Raw genomic sequence first — 19,045 nt, forward strand, 5'->3', positions numbered from 1 at the left:
TTTCTAAGTTTGATGACAAAGGCGGACTGGAGGAGAGGAGGAAGGGAGGTAGGAGAGAAGAGTTTTCCCCTCTGCCCTCTGCCCCCTGCTCCCTGCCCCTCTGCCTCTTTTCCATACCCAACGATTATTTTGTATTTCTAATTTTATTTAATTGTGATGCTCAGATTTCTAAAGCTTTTGCGATTCTTTATTATTTAAGATAATGAACCTCGCAACAAATTTATGATTTTTCTTGGTATATATCTGTTTGCTTATTTAGCACACAATAAATTACTTAGATAAAAATTTATCTTAACTAGCTAATTGCTAAATATTTTCAACGTTAAATATTATGTGAATATGTTTACTTAGATTAAAAATGGCAGAGAGATAGGGATACCATTCTCTGCCATTTTTTATAATATTTTAAGAGTTCGTGCTGCCAACTTTTTCTTTCAGTCTAGGTAGACAAATCTAGATTATGAGAGTTTTAGCTTTGAGCAGCTTGGACAAACCCTAATGTTAAGCTGTCTTTGGCGAGGAAGTGAGACAAATGATATGCACGTTCCTCAGTTTTCAACAAAATCTTTTCGTAGAGATAGCGTGTGCCCCGATCGCCTAAACTCTCTGCTTGAGCAGCTTGACGACGAATCACGCCAATAATGGCTTGTTCTGCGGCTAAGTCATTTTCCACCATTTGGCGAGAGGAATATACGCCTTCAGATTCTTGCTCAAAACAGGTTAATTCTGCTAATTTGCTGAAGGTAGCTACTGGCACACCACCTAGTCCATCCAAGCGTTCTCCAATTTCATGGACGTGATCTTGTACTTGGTTGTAGCTTTCGTTAAAAAACTCGTGCAGAGAGTAAAATTCTGAGCCTTCAACTACAAAATGATGCTTTTGGTACTGCAAATACAGTGCCTGGAAACTAGCTAATACAACATTGAATCCTTCTGTAACTGGAGCAGTTACGCTGTGATCCAGTAACACAGGATTGTCATATACATGACCAAAATTCCGTAACAAAGTTTGCGTTTCAGACATTGTGTTCCTCTCTTTTTAACAGTTTTAGATTTTAACTGCTTATTCTTAACATATTAACATTTTAATAATAAGAGCAGGCCGATTCGCCATTACAAAATTTTGTATTTTTGCTTACTAAAAATTTCAAGTTTATTGTTGGCTGGATGATGACATGCTCATCAAGTTGCATGTATTTATCATTAACATTGACATCAAAACTTAAATGTGCATATTCCCAGAGAGTGCCAGAAAGAAAAAATTATCCTTTATCCTTCCGTTTGTGCAGCGTCTCCGTCAAGAGAAGTTCTGAACGCTGACTTCCAGCGCTCAGACTTCTCTTTTTGTCCCCTTCATCCCCCTCTGAATATGGGATGGCTGCAAAAATTTAAATTTTTTTCCCAAAGTTACTGAGAATTGTTTGCACTTAAGGTATGCTGGTTTTAAGAGGCTAAACTCCTAAAACTTTTAAAAAGCAGGGACTTAAATCGCGGTAGTTACTGCAAGTTTGTTGCACTTTGAGGGCAATTCTCTTGAAATCGTTTAGTTCAGAAATAGAAATAAAGCACCTTGTAGAGGTGAATTGGGCAGACCGCTGGCAAGTGTATCAACGCCTAAAGGAGTTAGACATTCCCTGTAGTTGTGCGGCTAACCAGCCATTAAAAGTTGAAATTGGCAATCCTACTGCGGCTATTCAACTTTGGAGTGTGATACGGCGATTTACAGCCTCCCGTAAAGACCAGATTTGGTCTCTTGAGTGCTGCTGGCAAAGTCGCTACCAGCAGTTCTAATCTGTAGCTGCTACTGAGAATTTCTCGCTTGATAGCTTGTATTAGTTAAAAGGAGGTCAAAAAAATGGGTGCATCTCACAGTATGGAAGTATCAGAATTTTGCCTTGAAGGCAGGTTTATAGATTTTGTTATTAAAGATGGCTATAAGCTTAAAGGTTTAATGCTGGGGACTCATGAGGGTGAGTCTTATATTAAACTCGCTAAACATTTACGGGCTGCTTTTGATTTGCGATTACCACCAGGGACTTGGTTGCAAGTGGTTGGTTATAAAAAGCATGATTTGAAGGATGGCACAGTCACCCTGAAGGCTGAACGTGTGATGGCGGCGCGTTCTGATATGGAGAGAGTTAAGACGACTACTTCAGTACAAGAACCCCCATCTATTGATAATGTCAAGGTAAAGCCAGCTAAGGCTAAAGCCACGATTTTGGTGTGTCAAAAGTCTGATTGTATGAAACGCGGTGGTAAAGCAGTTTGTCAGGCGTTGGAGGCAGCTTTAAGCGATCGCGGTTTAGAAGACCAAGTTACAATCAAAGGCACTGGTTGTATGAAAAATTGTAAAGCTGGGCCAAACCTAGTTATGCCAGATAAAACACGCCATAGTCGAATTCAAGCTGTACAAGTACCGGCGCTAATGAATCAGCATTTTGGTGACAAGAGTTTAGAAGCACAGCCTGAGAATTTAAGGGAAGTGGCGATATCTAATGGCAAATTTTGGGGAAGTAATTCATAAAATCTTGACATTTTAATGAGAAAGCTTAATAATATCTTCTCAAGTGTGTTCCGTTAATACTCGGCCGTAAAGTCCGCTAGAAGTTTGCAATAAAATCAAAAAACTGGCTTTAATTAAGGTCAGTTTTTTGAATGAATAGGATTTTTATTAAGTAATTTTTAACCGGGATGCTCCCATAATTTGGAAAAATTCAAGGGAATGTGGTTGATTGATGAATGCGTAGACGCAAAGAGACTTGTCGTCAGACATCGCTTACATTTGAAGCGTCAATCATCAATGATTTAAAAACAAATGCCACATACCCCTCAGTGGATATACATCGTTTTTTTAACATTTTCCACAATAGTCATGATTTTTCTATTCCGTCATGACTGGAATCGCCTTGCTAAACTCTACAGCACCCAAGAAGCGCCGCCACAAAGCTTCTCCCGAATGCAAAGCGGTTCTGTGGGTTTGGTGTATTACAAAGGAACTTTAAATGTTGGTACAAATCCTCAAGGGATTTATTTGAGTATTTTCCCCTTGTTTAGCTTTGGACTTACGCCGTTGTTGATTCCCTGGAGTGCCATTAGGAAGATTGAACCTGCTAACCAACTTTTTATTGAGCGTTTTTGTTTGTATCTTAGTTGTCCAAAAGTCAAGCTGATTTTAAGTAAAGATATTTTGGAATCAGCTAAAGAATTTTTAGCCACACAGGGATTTGAGTGGATTTAGATAAATCTCGTTTTTACCTGACTAATACCGTAGGGATACATCATTGCGACTGTCATGAGCAACTTCAGCTTCCAACTTCCTGACTCTTTGTACAAAAGTTTGCAGGAACTTGCCAAACAAGACGGGATTTCTATCGATCAGTTTGTGGCGACAGCAGTTGCGGAAAAAATTGCTGCATTAACAACTGAAATTTATCTAGGAGAGTTAGCAAAGCGAGGCAGTCGAGAAAAATACGACGCAGTTTTAGCGAAAGTACCAGATATTGAACCGGAATCTTACGATCGCTTACCTACCGCTTAATAACAAAGCGATCGCCTATAGTTTCTCATGAGAAGATTAAAGTAGTGAAAGCGATCGCTTAATATTTGTATGCAATTGAGTTGAGCGATCGCCTGCACATTGTCATGAAAAGGAAAAATCGCTTAATATTTAGCTGTGTCACGTCACTACAAATTCTTAATATTTGTAAGTCGCTCATCGGAGTCTTAACTAGAATCTTCTTTAAGTCTGCTACCTTTTCGACTCTTTAAGATTCGCCCGTTCAAGATTCGCCCGTTCAAGATTCGCCCTTACAAGAAACGCCCGTAGAAGATTTGCCTCTTCAAGATTCGCCTCTTCAAGATTTGCCCCTTCAAGATTTGCCCCTTTAAGATATGCCCGTAAAAGATTCGCTCGTGCAAGATTCGCCTCTTTAAGATTCGCCCCTTTAAGATTTGCTCGTGTAAGATTCACCCTTACAAGAAACGCCCGCGCAAGATTCGCCTGTGCAAGATTTGCCCGTGCAAGATTTGTATTTTCAAGATTTGCCCCTTCAAGATTTGCACCTTCAAGATTCGCCCCTTCAAGATTCGTCCCTTTAAGATTCGCTCGTACAAGATTCGCCCGTACAAGATTCGCCCCTTCAAGATTTGCCCCTTCAAGATTTGCTCTTTTAAGATTCGCTCGTACAAGATTCGCTCCTTTAAGATTTGCATTTTCAAGATTCGCCCTTTCAAGATTCGCCTGAACAATATCTTTAAAAACTAAAACGCAACCTTGTAAATCCAAAAAACTCAGGCAATTCAAGCAAAACACATCAGTATTGGTAGTGATTCTTTGCCCTTGCAAGCGGGAAATCCAGATACCGAAAGCTTCAGGAGTATGCCATTGAATCTTTGAAACTGTCTCTGTCACTCTAGCGCAAGCATTTAACACAGCCAACAACGCTTCTTCTGCATTTCGTGCTTGTCTATTTTCTTCTTGAAAATCAGGTCTGGGAGTCAAGCGTTCCATCGGCATTCCATGATGCAACATAAAACTAATCAGATGGCATAATGTCTGCTGCCAATTGCCAACATCCGATGCATTCTGTAAACGCATTTCATCCGCAACAAACTTAAAAAGGTATTCATCTATATGGGATGCACCGCAGAGAATTGCCCACCTTTTTAAAGCCTCGCGCTCATTCCATCCTTCATCTGGATCATCCTGGCGAGCCTTCAACTTTTTATGAATAAGTCTAACTTCTCGCACGATGCGTTTTCCTGTCAAATATTCACCAAAACTTTTGTGGGTAAATTCAAAAGTTTTTTCCTGTTCCTTAACTCCACTCTCACGAAAATAAAAGGCAATCAAAAGACGAATTACGCCTAATTTTGCACTTTTCTGAAACTTGTCTAAAAGACGTTTTAAATTACCGTTTTCACAATGGGCTTCAATTTCTCTGACTGTTGTTGTTCGTCCATCTCCATGCCAAGAAGCTAAAGCAATTTCTTCCAAGATGCGAACAAAGTCTGTTTCGTCAATTCCACGAATAGCCGGATGTTGATAACCAGCCCAACCACGCTGATAAACTGCCGTGAGTAAATTTGCATAAATTGCATTTAGATTGCCGTCTGTAGGAAATTTATTTTGCTGGTTAAAACTCAATGCCACCAGGTAATTCAGTAAGGGTTGTGCAGTAATTTCTGTAAGGTTATCTTGGTTTAACTCTTGTGGTAAACCATCATAAGCTCGTCCGCTAGCATTGCCGTATTTCTGCCACCAAATCTGACGTTGATCTTGCTGCAACAAGTTTTGCTCGTCAATGTAATTCTTTCTCTCATCTTCAGTCACAAAATAAGGCAATATATGCAAGATTTGCTGTGGTTTGCGAAAGTCGCTAATATTTGCTTGCACTACCAGTTCTCGACTACTGATTAATACTTGTAAGCAATTTTCACGCGCATTAAAGCGCTCTACTTTTTTTTGGACTTCACACACAAATTGTTTAGCAGTTTCAGTGGCAATTTTGCCCTGTATGGCAAGCTCATCCAAACCATCAAATATAATGAGTAAGCGTGAATCAGCCTTATCTTTATCTAGGGGATTATGTCTGAGAAAGCCATCGTCTCGCACAAACTTACCAACTGCATCAACTAAATCATCCGAGGGTTCAAAATGGTGCAAGGGAATAAATAAAACTGGAATTTTCCCTTTTTGTGCTTGGTTAGCTGCAAAGATTTTGGCAAAGGAGGATTTACCACTTCCTGGACCACCACTAATCACTCTAATTGCATCATGGCAATCGCCTTTTTCTAACCAAGCTTCTAGTTCAATTTCTAAGTCAAGAACAATTCGCTGATATTTATCATCATCTCTCACCCTGCGTTCAAATTCTTCTGATTTTTCACCCGCAACTTTCCGCTTATAGTAGGCGTGTAAAGGAACATAAACCTGTTTTAAACTAAAAGCTTCTAAAAACATCGGTTCTTCAATCTGTTTTTGTAGCCAAGCTAAATAACACTGCCATGAGTGTTCCCGTTTATTGGCTTGAGTAAAGGGGGTATCCAGTTCTTCTTTTAAACAAGCATATTTTTCTGGATTTTTTGCCCACTCTTGATGTAGGGCATATACAAAATAGGTGGGAAGACGATGACTAATTGTTAGTGCCTGGGCTTGATTGACGCTAAAGTATTTTAACCAGTCGGCAAAAGCAGTTTTAATCGCTTCCAAAATCGGCAAATCTTTGGGACGGCGAAAAAAATCTTGGTCAATACGCAATTCTATACTTTCTAGGGAATGGTTGAGGCGATCGCACAATAGCTCAAGATCGCTTTCGTTTGGTTTTTCAAACAGTAACTCTTGATTTCCTTTTATCAAACTCACTATTGCTTCTACCAAAGAACGGTAAATTAGTAACCAAGCAACTTCCTCTGGTGCTGCTGCTAAACCTAGTGCTGCTGTAGCTTCCAGAGCATCTTTGGCTACTTCTCCCCACTGTCCCAAGACCCCATTTATTACACCTTTCCCTAGCGATTTGAATAGTTCTTTAAAGTCAGCGTTAATGGGTTTATTCCATAATGCAACAGGTTTGCTAACTGAAAATCCAGAGGTATTGCTCATCGCTGTTGTATGACGCTGGTAGATGTACTGAGTCAATATATTTCAACAAGGTTTTATTAGACTTTTCCTGAAAACCAACAGTAAATTTTATAATTTGTCTAGATAAACTTTTAATTTCAGGCTAAAAGGTGCAACTTGGAGGATAAAAGGTGCAATGTTGAGGCTCAAAGGCGCAACGTTGAGGCTAAAAGGCTCAATCGTCAGCCTCAAAAGCTCAACGTTGAGGATAAAAGGCTCAACTGTCAGCCTCAAAGGCTCAACGTTGAGGATAAAAGGCTCAATCGTCAGCCTCAAAGGCTCAACGTTCAGGATAAAAGGCTCAACTATCAGCCTCAAAGGCTCAACGTTCAGGATAAAAGGCTCAAAAATGCCTTGGCGACTAGAAGTCGCGGCTACACAAACAAAACCCGCCTGCGCGGGTTGCAAAAATCTTTATACCATTTCAATTGATGATTACAATACATCCTTGGGTAAAGACGCGATTCATCGCGTCTCTACAAATGGTCTATTTGTCGCATTCTTTTTTCAAATTGGTATTTAGATAGAAAACATGGTAGGGAAGCACAGATGTACTTCCCTACGAGTAACGTGTAATTCCACCCAAATTGATAACTGCTGCGTAGGCGCAGCCCGCCGCAGGCATCGCTTATCTCAGGCTTTAGCTAGCTGCGGCTTCAGGTTTCTTTTTCTTAGAACGGCGGCTAAACCTGCGTCCCATTTCATCAATGACTGCATCCAAACCTGTAACATCACCGCTAGCTTTGGCATAGTTGTAAATTGCCAAGGCTGCTGCATAAGCTTCACTACCAGCTGCTATACAGGTATCATCCACCAATTCTTGCAGTTGTGTTAGAGACAACAGCACCGGATACAAGTCCTCATATATTTCCAAATCCCGGCGCATTTCTTCCAAATCAAAATAACGAGGCAAAAAATTAGGGTTTTGTGTCGCCACTTCTAAGGCTTTGCTAACAAAAGCCTGGCTTTTATCTCCCATCTTGACTATAGTACGTCGGTCTTCAGGGGTCAAATCAATCAAAAACGGTAACTTTTCTCTAATTGTAGCGATCGCCTGCATGACTGCTTCTTTGTCTGCTGGGGCTAGGCTGGCACTGATGCGATTTTCTGGCATTTTTAATACTCCTTTAGGGTACTTAGTTTCAGTATTCCCAAAGTTGTAGAAGCGATCGCATTAGTTTTGAAAACAGGCTACCACCAAGACACTAAGTCGCGCCAGTAGGGTGTGTTATACCGTAGGCTAACGCACCTTGAATTGTTGATGATGCGTTGTGCTGTGCGACAACATACCCTACATTTAATTTTAATTTTCTTAATAAAGTTTGAAATATTAGCACCGACTTACTTACATAGAATCGAGCCGATGACGTAATTGGCTACTAAAAGCATCAATTACTGTAACGACTACCAAAAGCACTAACATCATGGTTGTTGCTTTGGTGTACTCGAACCCGTCGATGTAACTTTTCAACTGAAAGCCAATACCACCTGCACCAACTACACCCAAGACTGAAGCAGCACGGATGTTGTACTCAAACATCCAAAAGGTGTAACCCAATCCCAGAGGTAGTACTTGCGGGAGAATGCCGTATTGAGCAATCTGTAGCTTGGAGGCTCCGATAACTTGCAAGGATTCAAGAGAACGCGGATCAACCGCTTCAATTGCCTGTTGATAAAATTTAGCAAGGTAGCCGATGGTGTAGATTCCCAAAGCTAAAGTTCCTGCTGGTGCGCCTAACCCAGTGGCGGCAACAAAAATTAGCCCCAGAATAATTGAGGGGACAGAACGCACAGTATTTTGCAGTAAATTAGCTAGCGATCGCAACCACCCAGGTGCAATATTGCTGGCGCTAGCTATAGCAATCGGTACAGAAAGAATTGCCCCAATGGTAGTTCCCCATAAAGACATCTGTACAGTTTCAATTAGTGCCTTAACTGCAATATCTAAAACTTTCCAATCGGGAGGAAATAACCGGGTAATAAAATCGGTGATGTATGGCCAGCTAGAACGCAGCAGTTCAAAATCGAGTTTGAGTCCTCGCAAAGCCCAACCATAAACTACTACGACAATTAATGAGATGAGTAGAGAACTTAGCCAAGGGTAGAAGCGTAAGCGTTTTGACTTAAAAAAGGAACTCATATTGTATTGAAGAAGAATTCAGAATTCAGGAATCAGAATTGAATTCAGAATTCTTGCTCCTGAATTCTATTTTGTTAAATCAAATCCCACTCAGGGAACTCTAAGAAATAAATTATCCAATATTGTGGGGTGGGCATCTTGCCCGCCCAGTCTACATGGCGGGCAAGATGCCCACCCCACAGGAGTTAATTGGATATTTTTTTATTTGGAAGTCCCTCAAGCCGAAACTCTAGCAAATTGAGCTTGTAAATTGTCACAAAGTCCTTGGTAAACGACGCGTCCAGCATCTAAGACGATCGCTCGTTGGGCATATTTTTCTGCGATTCCCAAATCGTGCAAAACTGCGACAATAGTCATACCTTGCTGAGTGTGCAATTCAGATAGAGTTTCCATGACTTGTTGGGATGCTACAACATCTAAGCCAGTGATGGGTTCATCGACTAAGAGAATTTGCGGTGATTGAATTAAAGTCCGAGCGATCGCTACTCGTTGTTGCTGTCCGCCACTTAATTGACTGGTTTTTTGAAAAGCTAACTCTCCGAGTCCTAACTGTTCTAATAAATTTAGTGCCAACAAGCGATCGCGTTTGGAAAATCCCAACAGTGTCTGCCAAGTTGTTCTTTTACCAAGGCATCCGCACAAGACATTTTCCAGTGCTGATAACTGCCGAATCAATCCACCACCTTGAAATAACATCCCAACATCGCGCCGAATCTTTGGCAGTGTTCGGGAATTCATCTCAACATTATTGACGATAATTTCTCCTGTGACTGATGGCACTAGTCCAACTAGCGATCGTAGTAATGTAGACTTACCAGCACCGTTTAACCCCAGCAAAACGACAAATTCACCCCGTTTAATCTGGCAATTAATCCCGTTGAGAATAGGACGATTGAGAGATGCAGCATAAGCTGTCTCTAGGTTATGACACTCAATAACATAATCATTCATAGAAATTTATTGAACAGAATTCAGGAGTCAGAATGGGCTAAACGCCCCGCTACCGCTAACAGAATGAATTTTGACCGAAAACGCGGATAGCGCCGCGTCTCGTAGAGAGGTCAAGATTGGTGAATTCTGAATTCTGAATTCTGAATTCTGAATTATGGTTCAATGCCAGCAATTTGCAGAGCATTACGGATAGTTGCTAGGTGACGATCGTGGTCAATTCGCACTAACTCTGTGGAATTATACAAGTCGGTTAGCAATTTATTATTTTGCGACTTATTTAATTTCAGTAAAGCGTTGATGATTTTTTCCCGTGTTGGAGCTGGAACATCATCATCAATGGCAATACCGTGGGCAGGTACACCATTAATTTTGTGCAGAACCCGTAACTTACTCTTCTCTTCTGCGGTGATATAAGGTGGATTGAGAGCATATTCTGACACAACAGCCACATCAGCTTGACCGCGCACAACTGCTTGCAAGGCTTTGCTGTAATTGCCGCCGTAAGAAATTTGACCAAAGAAACCATCTAAGCGATCGCGGTTGGGTACAAATTTTTGTTTGACCAACTCAGCGACAGGGATAATAAACCCAGAGCCAGAAGTAGGGGAAGTAAAAGCAATTTTCTTGCCCCGCAGTTGTTCTAAAGTGGCTTTAGCTGAATTTTGAGTTTTTAGGGGACTATTGTTGGGGACAACAAATGTTGAGCTATAGGTGTATCTTCCAGAATAAGTGGAACGAACTTCGGCTAGATACAAGCTGGCGTTTGCTAATTGTTTCGCTTTCAAAGCCGGACGGCTACTTAAAAAAGCTACATCAGCCCGATTTGCTCTCAAAGCTTCCACAGCAGCTGTATCATCACTAACTTGTGCAAGGACTGGAATTCCTAACTCTTTCGATAAAAAAGCCCCTACCGCATTTGCCTTATTTTGCAAGTCTGTAGAATCAGCACGACTGGGAAAAACTATTGTTAAAGTCTTCAGCCCTTGGGCAAGTAAGTGTGGTTTCTGTTGATTAGCAGTGGGGTTGGCGATCGTTGCCTGCATAGCCCCTACTGTACTGACTACTAGACCTGTAAGCACTGCAAATGCCCCACTAGCACCCAATAAGCTCTTTTTTCTCACACTCATTTGCAACTCTCCATTAGGAAGTTTTCTCAGTTCTTTTGCTAATTAATTTCAATTACCCTCTAAAAAAGATTTATAGCTTTTAAGAACAAAAGTCAATAATCAAGCCTAGTTTGTTTGTAGAGTTGTAGGCTTCTTTTGTGAGTGTATTGGTACTAACCGCTAATTACAGCGATCGCATCAATTTCTACCAACACATCTTTAGGTAAGCGCGATACCTGAACACAAGCCCGCGCTGGGGCTGTATTTTCCGGGAAATATTTAGCATAAACGGCATTCACCGCCGCAAAATCATTCATATCAGCTAAAAATACAGTGGTTTTCACCACGTCTTGAAAAGTCGCCCCGGCTGCTGTGAGGATGGCTTCAAGATTAGCTAATACCTGCTCAGTTTGTTTTTTGACATCATCAGTGTAGACGACATCACCAAGGCGGGGATCGATGGCAACTTGTCCAGCAATGAATACAAATTGACCTGAAGCTGCGATCGCTTGATTATAAGGGCCGACTGGTGCGGGTGCGTTATCAGTATTAATTACTTTACGAGTCATAGATATTACTTTCTCTAACGATGTTTTCTGTTTACCGATTTCCGCTTCAGCAGCGATCGGTTTGTAGACTTCTCCATCTGGCATTATCGCACCAGTCAGGTCAGCATCTCGACCGCACTCGTATAATACTGTTACAACAGACTGCAAAACATTATTTATGAATAAACCAGGATGAATATTAAAGAACTACTGCTCCAAGAAATTGAATCATCCTCAGATGTTCTACTAGCTGAAACCCTAGATTTTTTGCGTTTTCTCAAGACAAAATCAAGAACCGAGGAAATATCTCTTGACCTGTCTACGGAAAAAAATGATGATACTTCCAATCAGAAAACAAAACCGGAAATACAGGAAGCAACACCAATTATTAGAGGCTCTAAAGCAGAAGACTTACTAAAATTTGCTGGAACCTGGCAAGGGGATGATTATGAGGAGTGCTTGCAGCTTGTTTACGAAACCCGTTCCCCGGCTGAATTTTAGTGATGTACCTCCTAGATACCAACCATTGTAGCCGGATCATTTTTGGAGAAACAAACATCATTCGTCGGTTACAAGAACACATCGGCTTAGGCGTTGCAACTAGCGTTATTGTGCAAGGTGAACTCCTTTACATGGTGCAAAAGTCTTCTCAACAAGCAGCAAATCTTCGCTTTGTCAAAACTTTTCTGCAAACCATTGACCTTTATCCCATTAGTGGAGGAGTTGCAGATGTTTACGGTAGCCTCAAAGGAGAAATTGTCAAAAATTTTGGCCCCAAAGACAAAGCAAAGCGTAGAAAGTTTACAGTTCAAGATTTGGGTTTTAGCGATAACGACTTGTGGATAGCATCAACTGCTCTGCACTATAACCTCACCGTCGTCTCAGGGGACAGCGATTTTCAAAGGATACAACAGGTGCAAGCCTTAGCGTTAGAATCTTGGCTTTGACATTCCCTTTGTGCGTCTGTAGCTGTCGTTGCTGCACGGTGCAAGCCTTAGCGTTAGAATCTTGGCTTTGACATATTCCTGCGGAACGTTTACCCAAACTCTATGGTAGAGAATTACAGATATTCTTCTCCCCTCTTCCTTCTCTTCGAGACGCTGCGCGAATGCGCTCTTTGCGTCTTGGCGGTAGCCTGCGGCAAGCCGCTCCGCGTCTACGTCCCTCTATCCCAACCTCGGACGTATACCATAATGCCGATACCGCCAATAATCGTGCAGAATGCGATCGTGGTCAAAACATAAATTACCAGGCACTTGCCAAGACTCAAAAATACCTACACCCTTAGCATCATCCCCAGCCTGAGGTTCCCCCGTCGCTGTCGCTAAAAACACAATGCTAATGGTATGCTGACGCGGATCGCGATTGGGGTCAGAATACACCAGTAATTGTTCAACTAATTCCACCTGCAAACCCGTCTCTTCCTCAGCTTCCCGCCGCGCCGCCACTTCCACCGCTTCGCCATAATCTACAAAACCACCAGGAATAGCCCAACCTAAGGGTAGATTATGTCTTTCAATTAACACTATTGGCCGATGAGGTCGATCTACTAGTTCAATGATGATATCAACTGTCGGTGTAGGATTTCGGTAAGTCATAGTTATTTAGTCATTAGTCATTGGTTATTGGTCATTAGTTATTAGTCACTTGTACTGCCCTTCTCCTGTCGGAGACGCTGCGCGAACGACTACGCTCAGGAACCGCGTAGTCGTTGGCGCAACCTCTCCAAGAGTTGTATTGGTTATTCACAAATGACAAAGGACAAAGGACAAATGACTAATGACAAACAAAATGAGTTTACTTGATTTACCCTGCAAATACTGTTCCGTGATAAATTCGATGCGATCGCGTAGCGTGTCCATCAGACAATTGCTCCCTCTCATAATTCAGGTTACTTATGCCTTTTCCTAGATCCAGTGGCATTTTGCTGCATCCTACCTCCTTTCCCAGTCGATTTGGCGTTGGGGATTTAGGCTTAGAAGCCTATCGCTTCATCGATTTTCTTAAAGAGAGCCATCAACAATATTGGCAAGTTTTACCCTTAGGCCCCACTGGATACGGTAATTCTCCTTATATGTGCTACTCGGCAATGGCGGGAAATCCCTTGCTGATTAGCCCAGAAAAACTCTTAGAAGAAGGTTTGCTAACTGAACAAGACTTTGCTAATTTACCAGCATTTCCGGTGGAAAAGGTAGATTTCGAGCAGGTTGTGCCGATTAAGATTGGGCTACTCAAAAAAGCCTGTGAAAATTTTAGAGTGAATGCTACGCCCATCCAACAAAAAGAGTTTGCAGGTTTTTGCGATAGCAAAGCCTATTGGCTAGATAATTACGCCTTATTTATGGCGCTGAAAGATGCTAACGAGAATGCAAACTGGCATTCATGGGAGCCAGAATTTGTCAAGCGCCAACCCGAAGCATTAGCTCAGGTAGAGCGTCGACTGAATGGGGAGATTTTTTATTACAAGTTCGTCCAATTTGAGTTTTTCCGCCAGTGGTCAGACCTGAAAAGCTACGCCAACATGCGCGGTATAGACATTATCGGCGATATCCCCATTTACGTAGCTCATGATAGTGCTGACGTGTGGGCGCATCCCGACATCTTTTGCTTAGATGAAGAAACAGGAGAAGCTGCCCAAATGGCAGGAGTCCCACCAGATTACTTTAGCGCCACCGGTCAATTGTGGGGCAACCCGGTTTATAACTGGGAGGAATTGCAAAAACAAGACTTTAAATGGTGGGTACAGCGCTTTGAGGCAATGCTGGATTATGTAGATATAATTCGCATTGACCACTTCCGAGGCTTTGAGGCATATTGGTCAGTACCCAAAGGCGAAGAAACTGCCATGAATGGTAAATGGGTGGAAGCACCTGGTGATGCTTTTTTTGAAGTGATTAGGCAGAAGTTGGGCAAGCTACCTGTCTTGGCGGAAGATTTGGGAGTAATTACACCAGAGGTAGAAGCGCTACGAGACAAGTATGAATTTCCTGGGATGAAGGTTTTGCAGTTTGCCTTTGGTTCTGATCCTGGTAATCCATTTTTACCATTCAATTACCCGCGAAATGCTGTAGTTTATACCGGCACTCACGATAACGACACAACTGTAGGCTGGTTTAATTCAGCCAGCGACTACGAAAAGCAAAACCTGTTGCTTTATTTAGGTTGTATTAGTCCTGAAGGCATCCACTGGGATTTAATTCGCCTAGCTTTGAGTTCCATAGCCAACCAAGCCATTATTCCCTTGCAAGATGTTTTGGGATTAGGAAACGAAGCGCGGATGAATTTTCCCAGTGTTGCTGAGGGGAACTGGGGATGGCGCTATGAAGCAGCAGCATTGACACAAGAATTAGGCGATCGCTTAAAAGCTCTTACCAGACTTAATGGACGCGCCCCGCAAGCCCAGTGAGGCAGGGGCAGTGGGGAGATAAGGGAGCAGGGGGAGACAAGGCAGACAAGGCAGACAAGGGAAAGGCAGGAGTCAATCCCTCCTTGTCCCCCTTGTCTCGTTGTCCCCCTCATCCTCCTCATCTCACAACTTAGGTTTTGCAGCAATCCTAACTTCTTCCTCTTTCCCCGGTTCTCCCATTTCCTTTGCTTTCTCCTGATTGACGCTCATCAAAACACCACCAGCATTATCGGTTTTTACTGTCAGTTGCTCTTGAGCTTTCCAAATCCGGTGAGTTCCCTCTGGCAGAATACCCTCAAACTCGGTTTTGCCATCGGCTACTACGCGAATCCAGGATGACGCTTTCAAGGTGACACCAATCTGTACAACCTGTCCCTGTTGGATGCTACTAAGGGTATCGCTAACCGATTGAACTTTTAGTGACTCTTTGGGTTGGGTTGGCTCTGGTTTAACAATGGACTTTTGTTTTGGGTACACCTGGTTTTGGCTATTACTTGCTTGTAGTACCGCGTTATTTAATAACTGAGATAAGCCATTTACAGAGCATACAATTAGCAAGATGTAAAGAAAGTAAAGATGAATGGGACGTAGTTGTTCAAGGCTTGAAGTATTCCCCATACCTTGAGGGTTTGCTCGTGTAGAACTGATCGGAAAAGTGCCAGAAAATTCTACTCCATTCAAGCCTAGTGCATCGGCAAATTGCCTGATCAAACCCTTAATATAGACTGGTTCTGGCAGATCGGTTAAATTACCTTCTTCGATCGCCTGCAATAATCGTCGGGGAATTCTGGTCAATACAACCACTTGCTCTAGAGATAGACCCTGTTCTTGACGCAACGCCCAAAGTTGAGCGCCCAATTCTGCCAACTTTTCGGCTCGTTGTTGCTCTAATGAAAGTGATGGCTGGTGATTATTCTTCTTTCTTAGCCATTTCATGCCTGCTGACACTCCTTAACTCCGCTAAATCTTTAATAGGTTGCGTTATCTGCTCTTGCAAAAAGCGAATCTCATGATCTTTGAGGGAACGATATTTACCCTCTGACAAAAAGGGTTCTTTTGAAGTTTGTAATTGAATTGGGCCGATAGCAGTCCGATGCAGCTTGATTACTGGGTATCCTAACTGTTGAGCTATACGGCGAATTTGGCGATTTCTTCCCTCCTGCAACACTATTTCTAACAAGCTTTGTTCAGCACAACTTTCTATTAGGTGTACCTTAGCAGCCCTGGTTTTTCTACCCTCCAACATCACACCCTGACGCCACATTTGGAGTACTGCTTCTGGAGGATGTCCTTTGACCAAAACACGATATGTCTTGGCAATACTGTGGCGTGGATGGGTTAGTCCAAATGTCAGTTCTCCGTCATTTGTCAGGATTAATGCTCCTGTAGAGTCTGCATCTAGACGCCCAACTGGGTGAATACCTGAACCCTCTCGTAATTCTTTTGGTAGTAGATCCAGGACTGTTGGTCTGCGCTGAGGGTCGTAGCAAGTCGAAACCACTCCCGCTGGTTTGTGCAGCAATAGATATATTAAAGCCGGACGCTGCTTTTCGGATACGGGTTTACCATCCACAGCGATCGCATCTTTTTCGGGATCAACTTTTTGACCTAAATGTGCCAATACGCCATTGATCCGCACCCGTGAGTGCCTAATCATCTCTTCGGCTTCACGACGTGAGGCGATACCCCATTGAGCGAGAATTTTTTGTAACCGTTCCTCCATGTGGAAATTGCTTATTTACTGTTAACAATTAAATGATATTTGCATTTTGTGGTGAGTAGGCATAAATGTTACATTTAAGACTTATTTAATTTATGTTCGGTTGTTGAACAAATACTCATAAACAGATTGGTTAGATGCCAGAGCAAAATTCCCAAACAACAAATGCAAATAAAACCCGCATAATTACGCAAGTACTCACAACAGCACTAAAGCTCTGGTTGAGAGCGCAAGTGAGCCAAATATCTGAATTAGAAGTGGAGATTAAAGCGAGCGATCGCCAAATTCTCTCTGGGCGTATCCCGTCGGTATCTATTTTTGCTACTCATGCAGTTTATCAAGGTCTCCTGATTACACAAATTCAATTAATTGCAGAAAACATTCGGATAAACGTCGGCTCCGTACTCAGGGGAAAACCGCTGCGGCTGTTAGAAACAGTACCAGTAGTTGGTGATTTGATCGTAGATGAGAAGGATCTGAATGCTTCTCTCTCATCTGACTTATTATCGACTGCTTTGAGCGATTTGCTGGTTAAGGTTTTACCAACACATTGCCCAAAGTCACAACCAATTAATTGGCAAGAAATTATCCTTGATAACAACCAAATTATACTGCGAGGTATGAGAGTAACCAATAGTCAAACAATACCTCTAGAGATTTGTCTGAGCTTACACTTACTCAGTGGGCATGAGTTGCAAGTGGCACATATCCAAATCAAGCCCGACCAAAAAGATATATCAGAAGACAATCATGAGTACAATCTGGATCTTGGCTCAGATGTCGATATCCAAGAACTAACGCTGATCCCAAGCAAGCTAGTGTGTCGTGGGCGGATTAACGTTAACCCTTGATGATGAATGATTGATTAAAAAATATTAGTAGCCTATTTTAAATGATATAGCGCCTCTTAGGAGATGAGGAGGACAAGGGAGGCATTTTCCTCCCTCCGCCTGCTTCCCCTGCTCCCCCGGCTCATTTATAGTAGCGGCAACAGTAGTGTCACGAAATAATAAACCAAAGGAGCTGTGAAAATATAACTATCAGTACGGTCTAAAATACCACCGTGGCCAGGGATTAATTGTCCAGAATCTTTGACTCCAGCATCCCGCTTGAGCATAGACTCGGTAAGATCCCCCAAAAGGCTAGCAATGCCAATCAGCAAACCCAATGCTAAACCAGTGAAAGGGGATCTGGGTAAGTGTAGATAATATGCTCCTGCTATGGCTACAGCAACACTTGAAGTGATGCCAAAGACAGCGCCTTCTACAGTTTTTTTCGGGCTAATCTCAGACAGACGGGTTTTACCAAAGAATTTGCCAATAGTGTAAGCGCCGATATCAGCTGCCCAAATACACAAAAAAGTCAGCAGTGTTGCTGTAAAACCTTGTGGTAAGGAAGCGGAATTTGCCTTTTCCCAGAAATCTGTCCAGGTTATGGGCCAGTAACCTCCGAAAGGGAGATTGCTAAAAACAGCACTATCAATTGCTCGTAACCGCACCCAGTAACTCGGCAAATAACCTACGTAAAATAGCCCCATTATAGAAGCGGAAACATCAGCGATCGTGGCAAATTTGGGCTGAAATAGCAGGTAAAAACAAATAAGTGTGCCAGCAATTGGCATCACAGCATCAGCTAAACTGCCATCAAGGGTACAAATCACCAGCAAGACTTGGCTGACAGCCATAGTGGTTTTAGCAGCGGGAGCGATGCCTCTGGCTCGCACCAAATTAAAATATTCCTGTTGACCCAAAAAGATGATAACCGCAAAGATGATGGTAAAGTACCAACCCCCCAAAAGGGTTGCAGAAAGAGCAAGAGCGATCGCAACAATTCCACTAATAATCCGAGACCAAGGCATAGAAGTATTTTGGGTTTAGTCTAGTTTCTCACCACTGAGGATAAAAATGGGATCAACGGCGGTAAAGGTTTGAGAAAAGCCGCGCGTCTCTAAGCGGTTAACCGCAGACTGGACGACTTCGATATTTCTAGCCCTTAACAGGGAAAAGCTTTGGGAAATAGCATACAGACTTTCTAGATTAGCAGCTGTGGCTACAACCCGACCGGATGGTGGCAAATAATGCCATGCTGCTTGCAGAATTTCCTGAATGGGGCGTCCTCCCTCAATACAAACGCGGTGAGGGGTAACCTTGAGGTCATGTAAACACTCTGGGGCACTACCTTCAATGACTTCGACATTTTTCACATCAAAGCGATCGCAGTTACGCTTGATGAGATTAGCTACTTCTTCATCCCGTTCCACAGCAATAATCTGTCCGCCTGGACATAATAGGCCCACTTCTACCGGAATTGTACCCGTCCCTGCGCCAATATCCCACAACACGGAATCTGATTTTAGCCGCAGTTGGGCAATCAATAGCAGTCGGACTTCTCGCTGGCTCAGGGGAATTCCTGGCAAATGTTCAAACAATTCATCGGGAATACCAGGGGTAATATAAGGCCAAAGTTGGGAGGGCATAGAACTACGCAATTATACTAAAGATATCGATTTGCCAAATTGAAAAGCCATAAGCTATAAAAACTTTTCAACCGCAGCG

Annotated in this window: 20 protein-coding genes and 1 pseudogene; 8 read left to right on the top strand and 13 right to left on the bottom strand. The window is 42.5% G+C overall.

What is annotated here, in order from left to right:
• Positions 1-469 precede the first annotated feature (469 nt).
• Positions 470-1,024: a Dps family protein gene (locus RM347_RS00980; RefSeq protein WP_194044835.1), complete on the bottom strand. Its 555-nt coding sequence runs from the start codon at positions 1,022-1,024 to the stop codon at positions 470-472.
• A gap of 509 nt (positions 1,025-1,533) precedes the next feature.
• Between RM347_RS00980 and RM347_RS00985 the strand changes: the two genes are divergently transcribed.
• The 4 genes from RM347_RS00985 to RM347_RS01000 all read left to right on the top strand — a co-directional run bounded on the left by RM347_RS00985 (position 1,534) and on the right by RM347_RS01000 (position 3,538).
• On the top strand, positions 1,534-1,791 hold the full coding sequence (locus RM347_RS00985; protein ID WP_322722208.1) for an Asr1405/Asl0597 family protein: 258 nt from the start codon (positions 1,534-1,536) through the stop codon (positions 1,789-1,791).
• 64 nt (positions 1,792-1,855) lie between these two features.
• Entirely contained in the window at positions 1,856-2,524 is a 669-nt protein-coding gene (locus RM347_RS00990; protein WP_322722209.1) for a (2Fe-2S) ferredoxin domain-containing protein, read from the top strand.
• A 348-nt stretch (positions 2,525-2,872) separates the two neighbouring features.
• Positions 2,873-3,238 carry a hypothetical protein gene (locus tag RM347_RS00995; RefSeq protein ID WP_322722210.1) on the top strand — a complete coding sequence of 122 codons (366 nt, stop codon included), beginning with the start codon at positions 2,873-2,875 and terminating at the stop codon, positions 3,236-3,238.
• A gap of 54 nt (positions 3,239-3,292) precedes the next feature.
• Positions 3,293-3,538 carry a toxin-antitoxin system HicB family antitoxin gene (locus tag RM347_RS01000; RefSeq protein WP_322722211.1) on the top strand — a complete coding sequence of 82 codons (246 nt, stop codon included), beginning with the start codon at positions 3,293-3,295 and terminating at the stop codon, positions 3,536-3,538.
• Between the two features lie 210 nt (positions 3,539-3,748).
• Here RM347_RS01000 and RM347_RS01005 read toward each other — a convergent pair whose 3' ends face one another.
• The 7 genes and pseudogenes from RM347_RS01005 to RM347_RS01035 form a co-directional block, all read right to left on the bottom strand.
• On the bottom strand, positions 3,749-6,637 hold the full coding sequence (locus RM347_RS01005; RefSeq protein WP_322722212.1) for a pentapeptide repeat-containing protein: 2,889 nt from the start codon (positions 6,635-6,637) through the stop codon (positions 3,749-3,751).
• Between the two features lie 51 nt (positions 6,638-6,688).
• Complete coding sequence (locus RM347_RS01010) at positions 6,689-7,027, bottom strand: hypothetical protein (RefSeq protein WP_322722213.1); 339 nt, start codon at positions 7,025-7,027, stop codon at positions 6,689-6,691.
• A 232-nt stretch (positions 7,028-7,259) separates the two neighbouring features.
• Positions 7,260-7,733, bottom strand: coding sequence for a hypothetical protein (locus RM347_RS01015; RefSeq protein WP_322722214.1), 474 nt, complete (start codon positions 7,731-7,733; stop codon positions 7,260-7,262).
• 231 nt (positions 7,734-7,964) lie between these two features.
• Entirely contained in the window at positions 7,965-8,759 is a 795-nt protein-coding gene (gene phnE, locus RM347_RS01020) for a phosphonate ABC transporter, permease protein PhnE (protein ID WP_322722215.1), read from the bottom strand.
• A 216-nt stretch (positions 8,760-8,975) separates the two neighbouring features.
• Positions 8,976-9,710 carry a phosphonate ABC transporter ATP-binding protein gene (locus RM347_RS01025; RefSeq protein WP_322722216.1) on the bottom strand — a complete coding sequence of 245 codons (735 nt, stop codon included), beginning with the start codon at positions 9,708-9,710 and terminating at the stop codon, positions 8,976-8,978.
• Between the two features lie 152 nt (positions 9,711-9,862).
• On the bottom strand, positions 9,863-10,837 hold the full coding sequence (locus RM347_RS01030) for a phosphate/phosphite/phosphonate ABC transporter substrate-binding protein (RefSeq protein ID WP_322722218.1): 975 nt from the start codon (positions 10,835-10,837) through the stop codon (positions 9,863-9,865).
• Positions 10,838-10,989: 152 nt separating this feature from the next.
• Positions 10,990-11,493: pseudogene (locus RM347_RS01035) on the bottom strand (Rid family detoxifying hydrolase); the annotation flags it as partial.
• 63 nt (positions 11,494-11,556) lie between these two features.
• On the opposite strand from RM347_RS01035, the gene RM347_RS01040 reads away from it, so the two are divergent.
• A complete protein-coding gene (locus tag RM347_RS01040; RefSeq protein WP_322722219.1) occupies positions 11,557-11,865 on the top strand; it encodes a hypothetical protein in 309 nt (102 codons plus the stop codon).
• 2 nt (positions 11,866-11,867) lie between these two features.
• Entirely contained in the window at positions 11,868-12,311 is a 444-nt protein-coding gene (locus tag RM347_RS01045; RefSeq protein ID WP_322722220.1) for a type II toxin-antitoxin system VapC family toxin, read from the top strand.
• Positions 12,312-12,530: 219 nt separating this feature from the next.
• Here RM347_RS01045 and RM347_RS01050 read toward each other — a convergent pair whose 3' ends face one another.
• The gene (locus RM347_RS01050) at positions 12,531-12,962 is read right to left on the bottom strand and encodes an NUDIX hydrolase (protein WP_322722221.1); all 432 of its coding nucleotides are present in this window, start codon (positions 12,960-12,962) and stop codon (positions 12,531-12,533) included.
• A 299-nt stretch (positions 12,963-13,261) separates the two neighbouring features.
• Here RM347_RS01050 and malQ point away from each other — a divergent pair, with 299 nt between their 5' ends.
• Positions 13,262-14,770 (top strand): 4-alpha-glucanotransferase, encoded by a 1,509-nt coding sequence (gene malQ, locus RM347_RS01055; RefSeq protein WP_322722223.1) that lies wholly within the window; start codon positions 13,262-13,264, stop codon positions 14,768-14,770.
• Between the two features lie 123 nt (positions 14,771-14,893).
• On the opposite strand, the gene RM347_RS01060 is transcribed toward malQ, so the two are convergent.
• Together RM347_RS01060 and RM347_RS01065 are read right to left on the bottom strand one after the other, a co-directional pair.
• Entirely contained in the window at positions 14,894-15,706 is an 813-nt protein-coding gene (locus RM347_RS01060) for a helix-turn-helix domain-containing protein (RefSeq protein ID WP_322722225.1), read from the bottom strand.
• Complete coding sequence (locus RM347_RS01065) at positions 15,681-16,493, bottom strand: pseudouridine synthase (protein ID WP_322722226.1); 813 nt, start codon at positions 16,491-16,493, stop codon at positions 15,681-15,683. The genes RM347_RS01060 and RM347_RS01065 overlap by 26 nt, the downstream gene beginning before the upstream one ends.
• Positions 16,494-16,627: 134 nt before the next feature.
• Between RM347_RS01065 and RM347_RS01070 the strand changes: the two genes are divergently transcribed.
• Positions 16,628-17,341 carry an LmeA family phospholipid-binding protein gene (locus RM347_RS01070; RefSeq protein WP_322722227.1) on the top strand — a complete coding sequence of 238 codons (714 nt, stop codon included), beginning with the start codon at positions 16,628-16,630 and terminating at the stop codon, positions 17,339-17,341.
• A 125-nt stretch (positions 17,342-17,466) separates the two neighbouring features.
• Here RM347_RS01070 and RM347_RS01075 read toward each other — a convergent pair whose 3' ends face one another.
• Together RM347_RS01075 and cbiT are read right to left on the bottom strand one after the other, a co-directional pair.
• Entirely contained in the window at positions 17,467-18,348 is an 882-nt protein-coding gene (locus RM347_RS01075) for a phosphatidate cytidylyltransferase (protein WP_322722228.1), read from the bottom strand.
• 15 nt (positions 18,349-18,363) lie between these two features.
• Positions 18,364-18,966 (bottom strand): precorrin-6Y C5,15-methyltransferase subunit CbiT, encoded by a 603-nt coding sequence (gene cbiT / locus RM347_RS01080; RefSeq protein WP_322722229.1) that lies wholly within the window; start codon positions 18,964-18,966, stop codon positions 18,364-18,366.
• Positions 18,967-19,045: the final 79 nt, after the last annotated feature.

This window comes from Nostoc sp. ChiQUE02 (genome assembly GCF_034531305.2).
In the GTDB taxonomy this organism is placed as follows: Bacteria; Cyanobacteriota; Cyanobacteriia; order Cyanobacteriales; family Nostocaceae; genus Nostoc.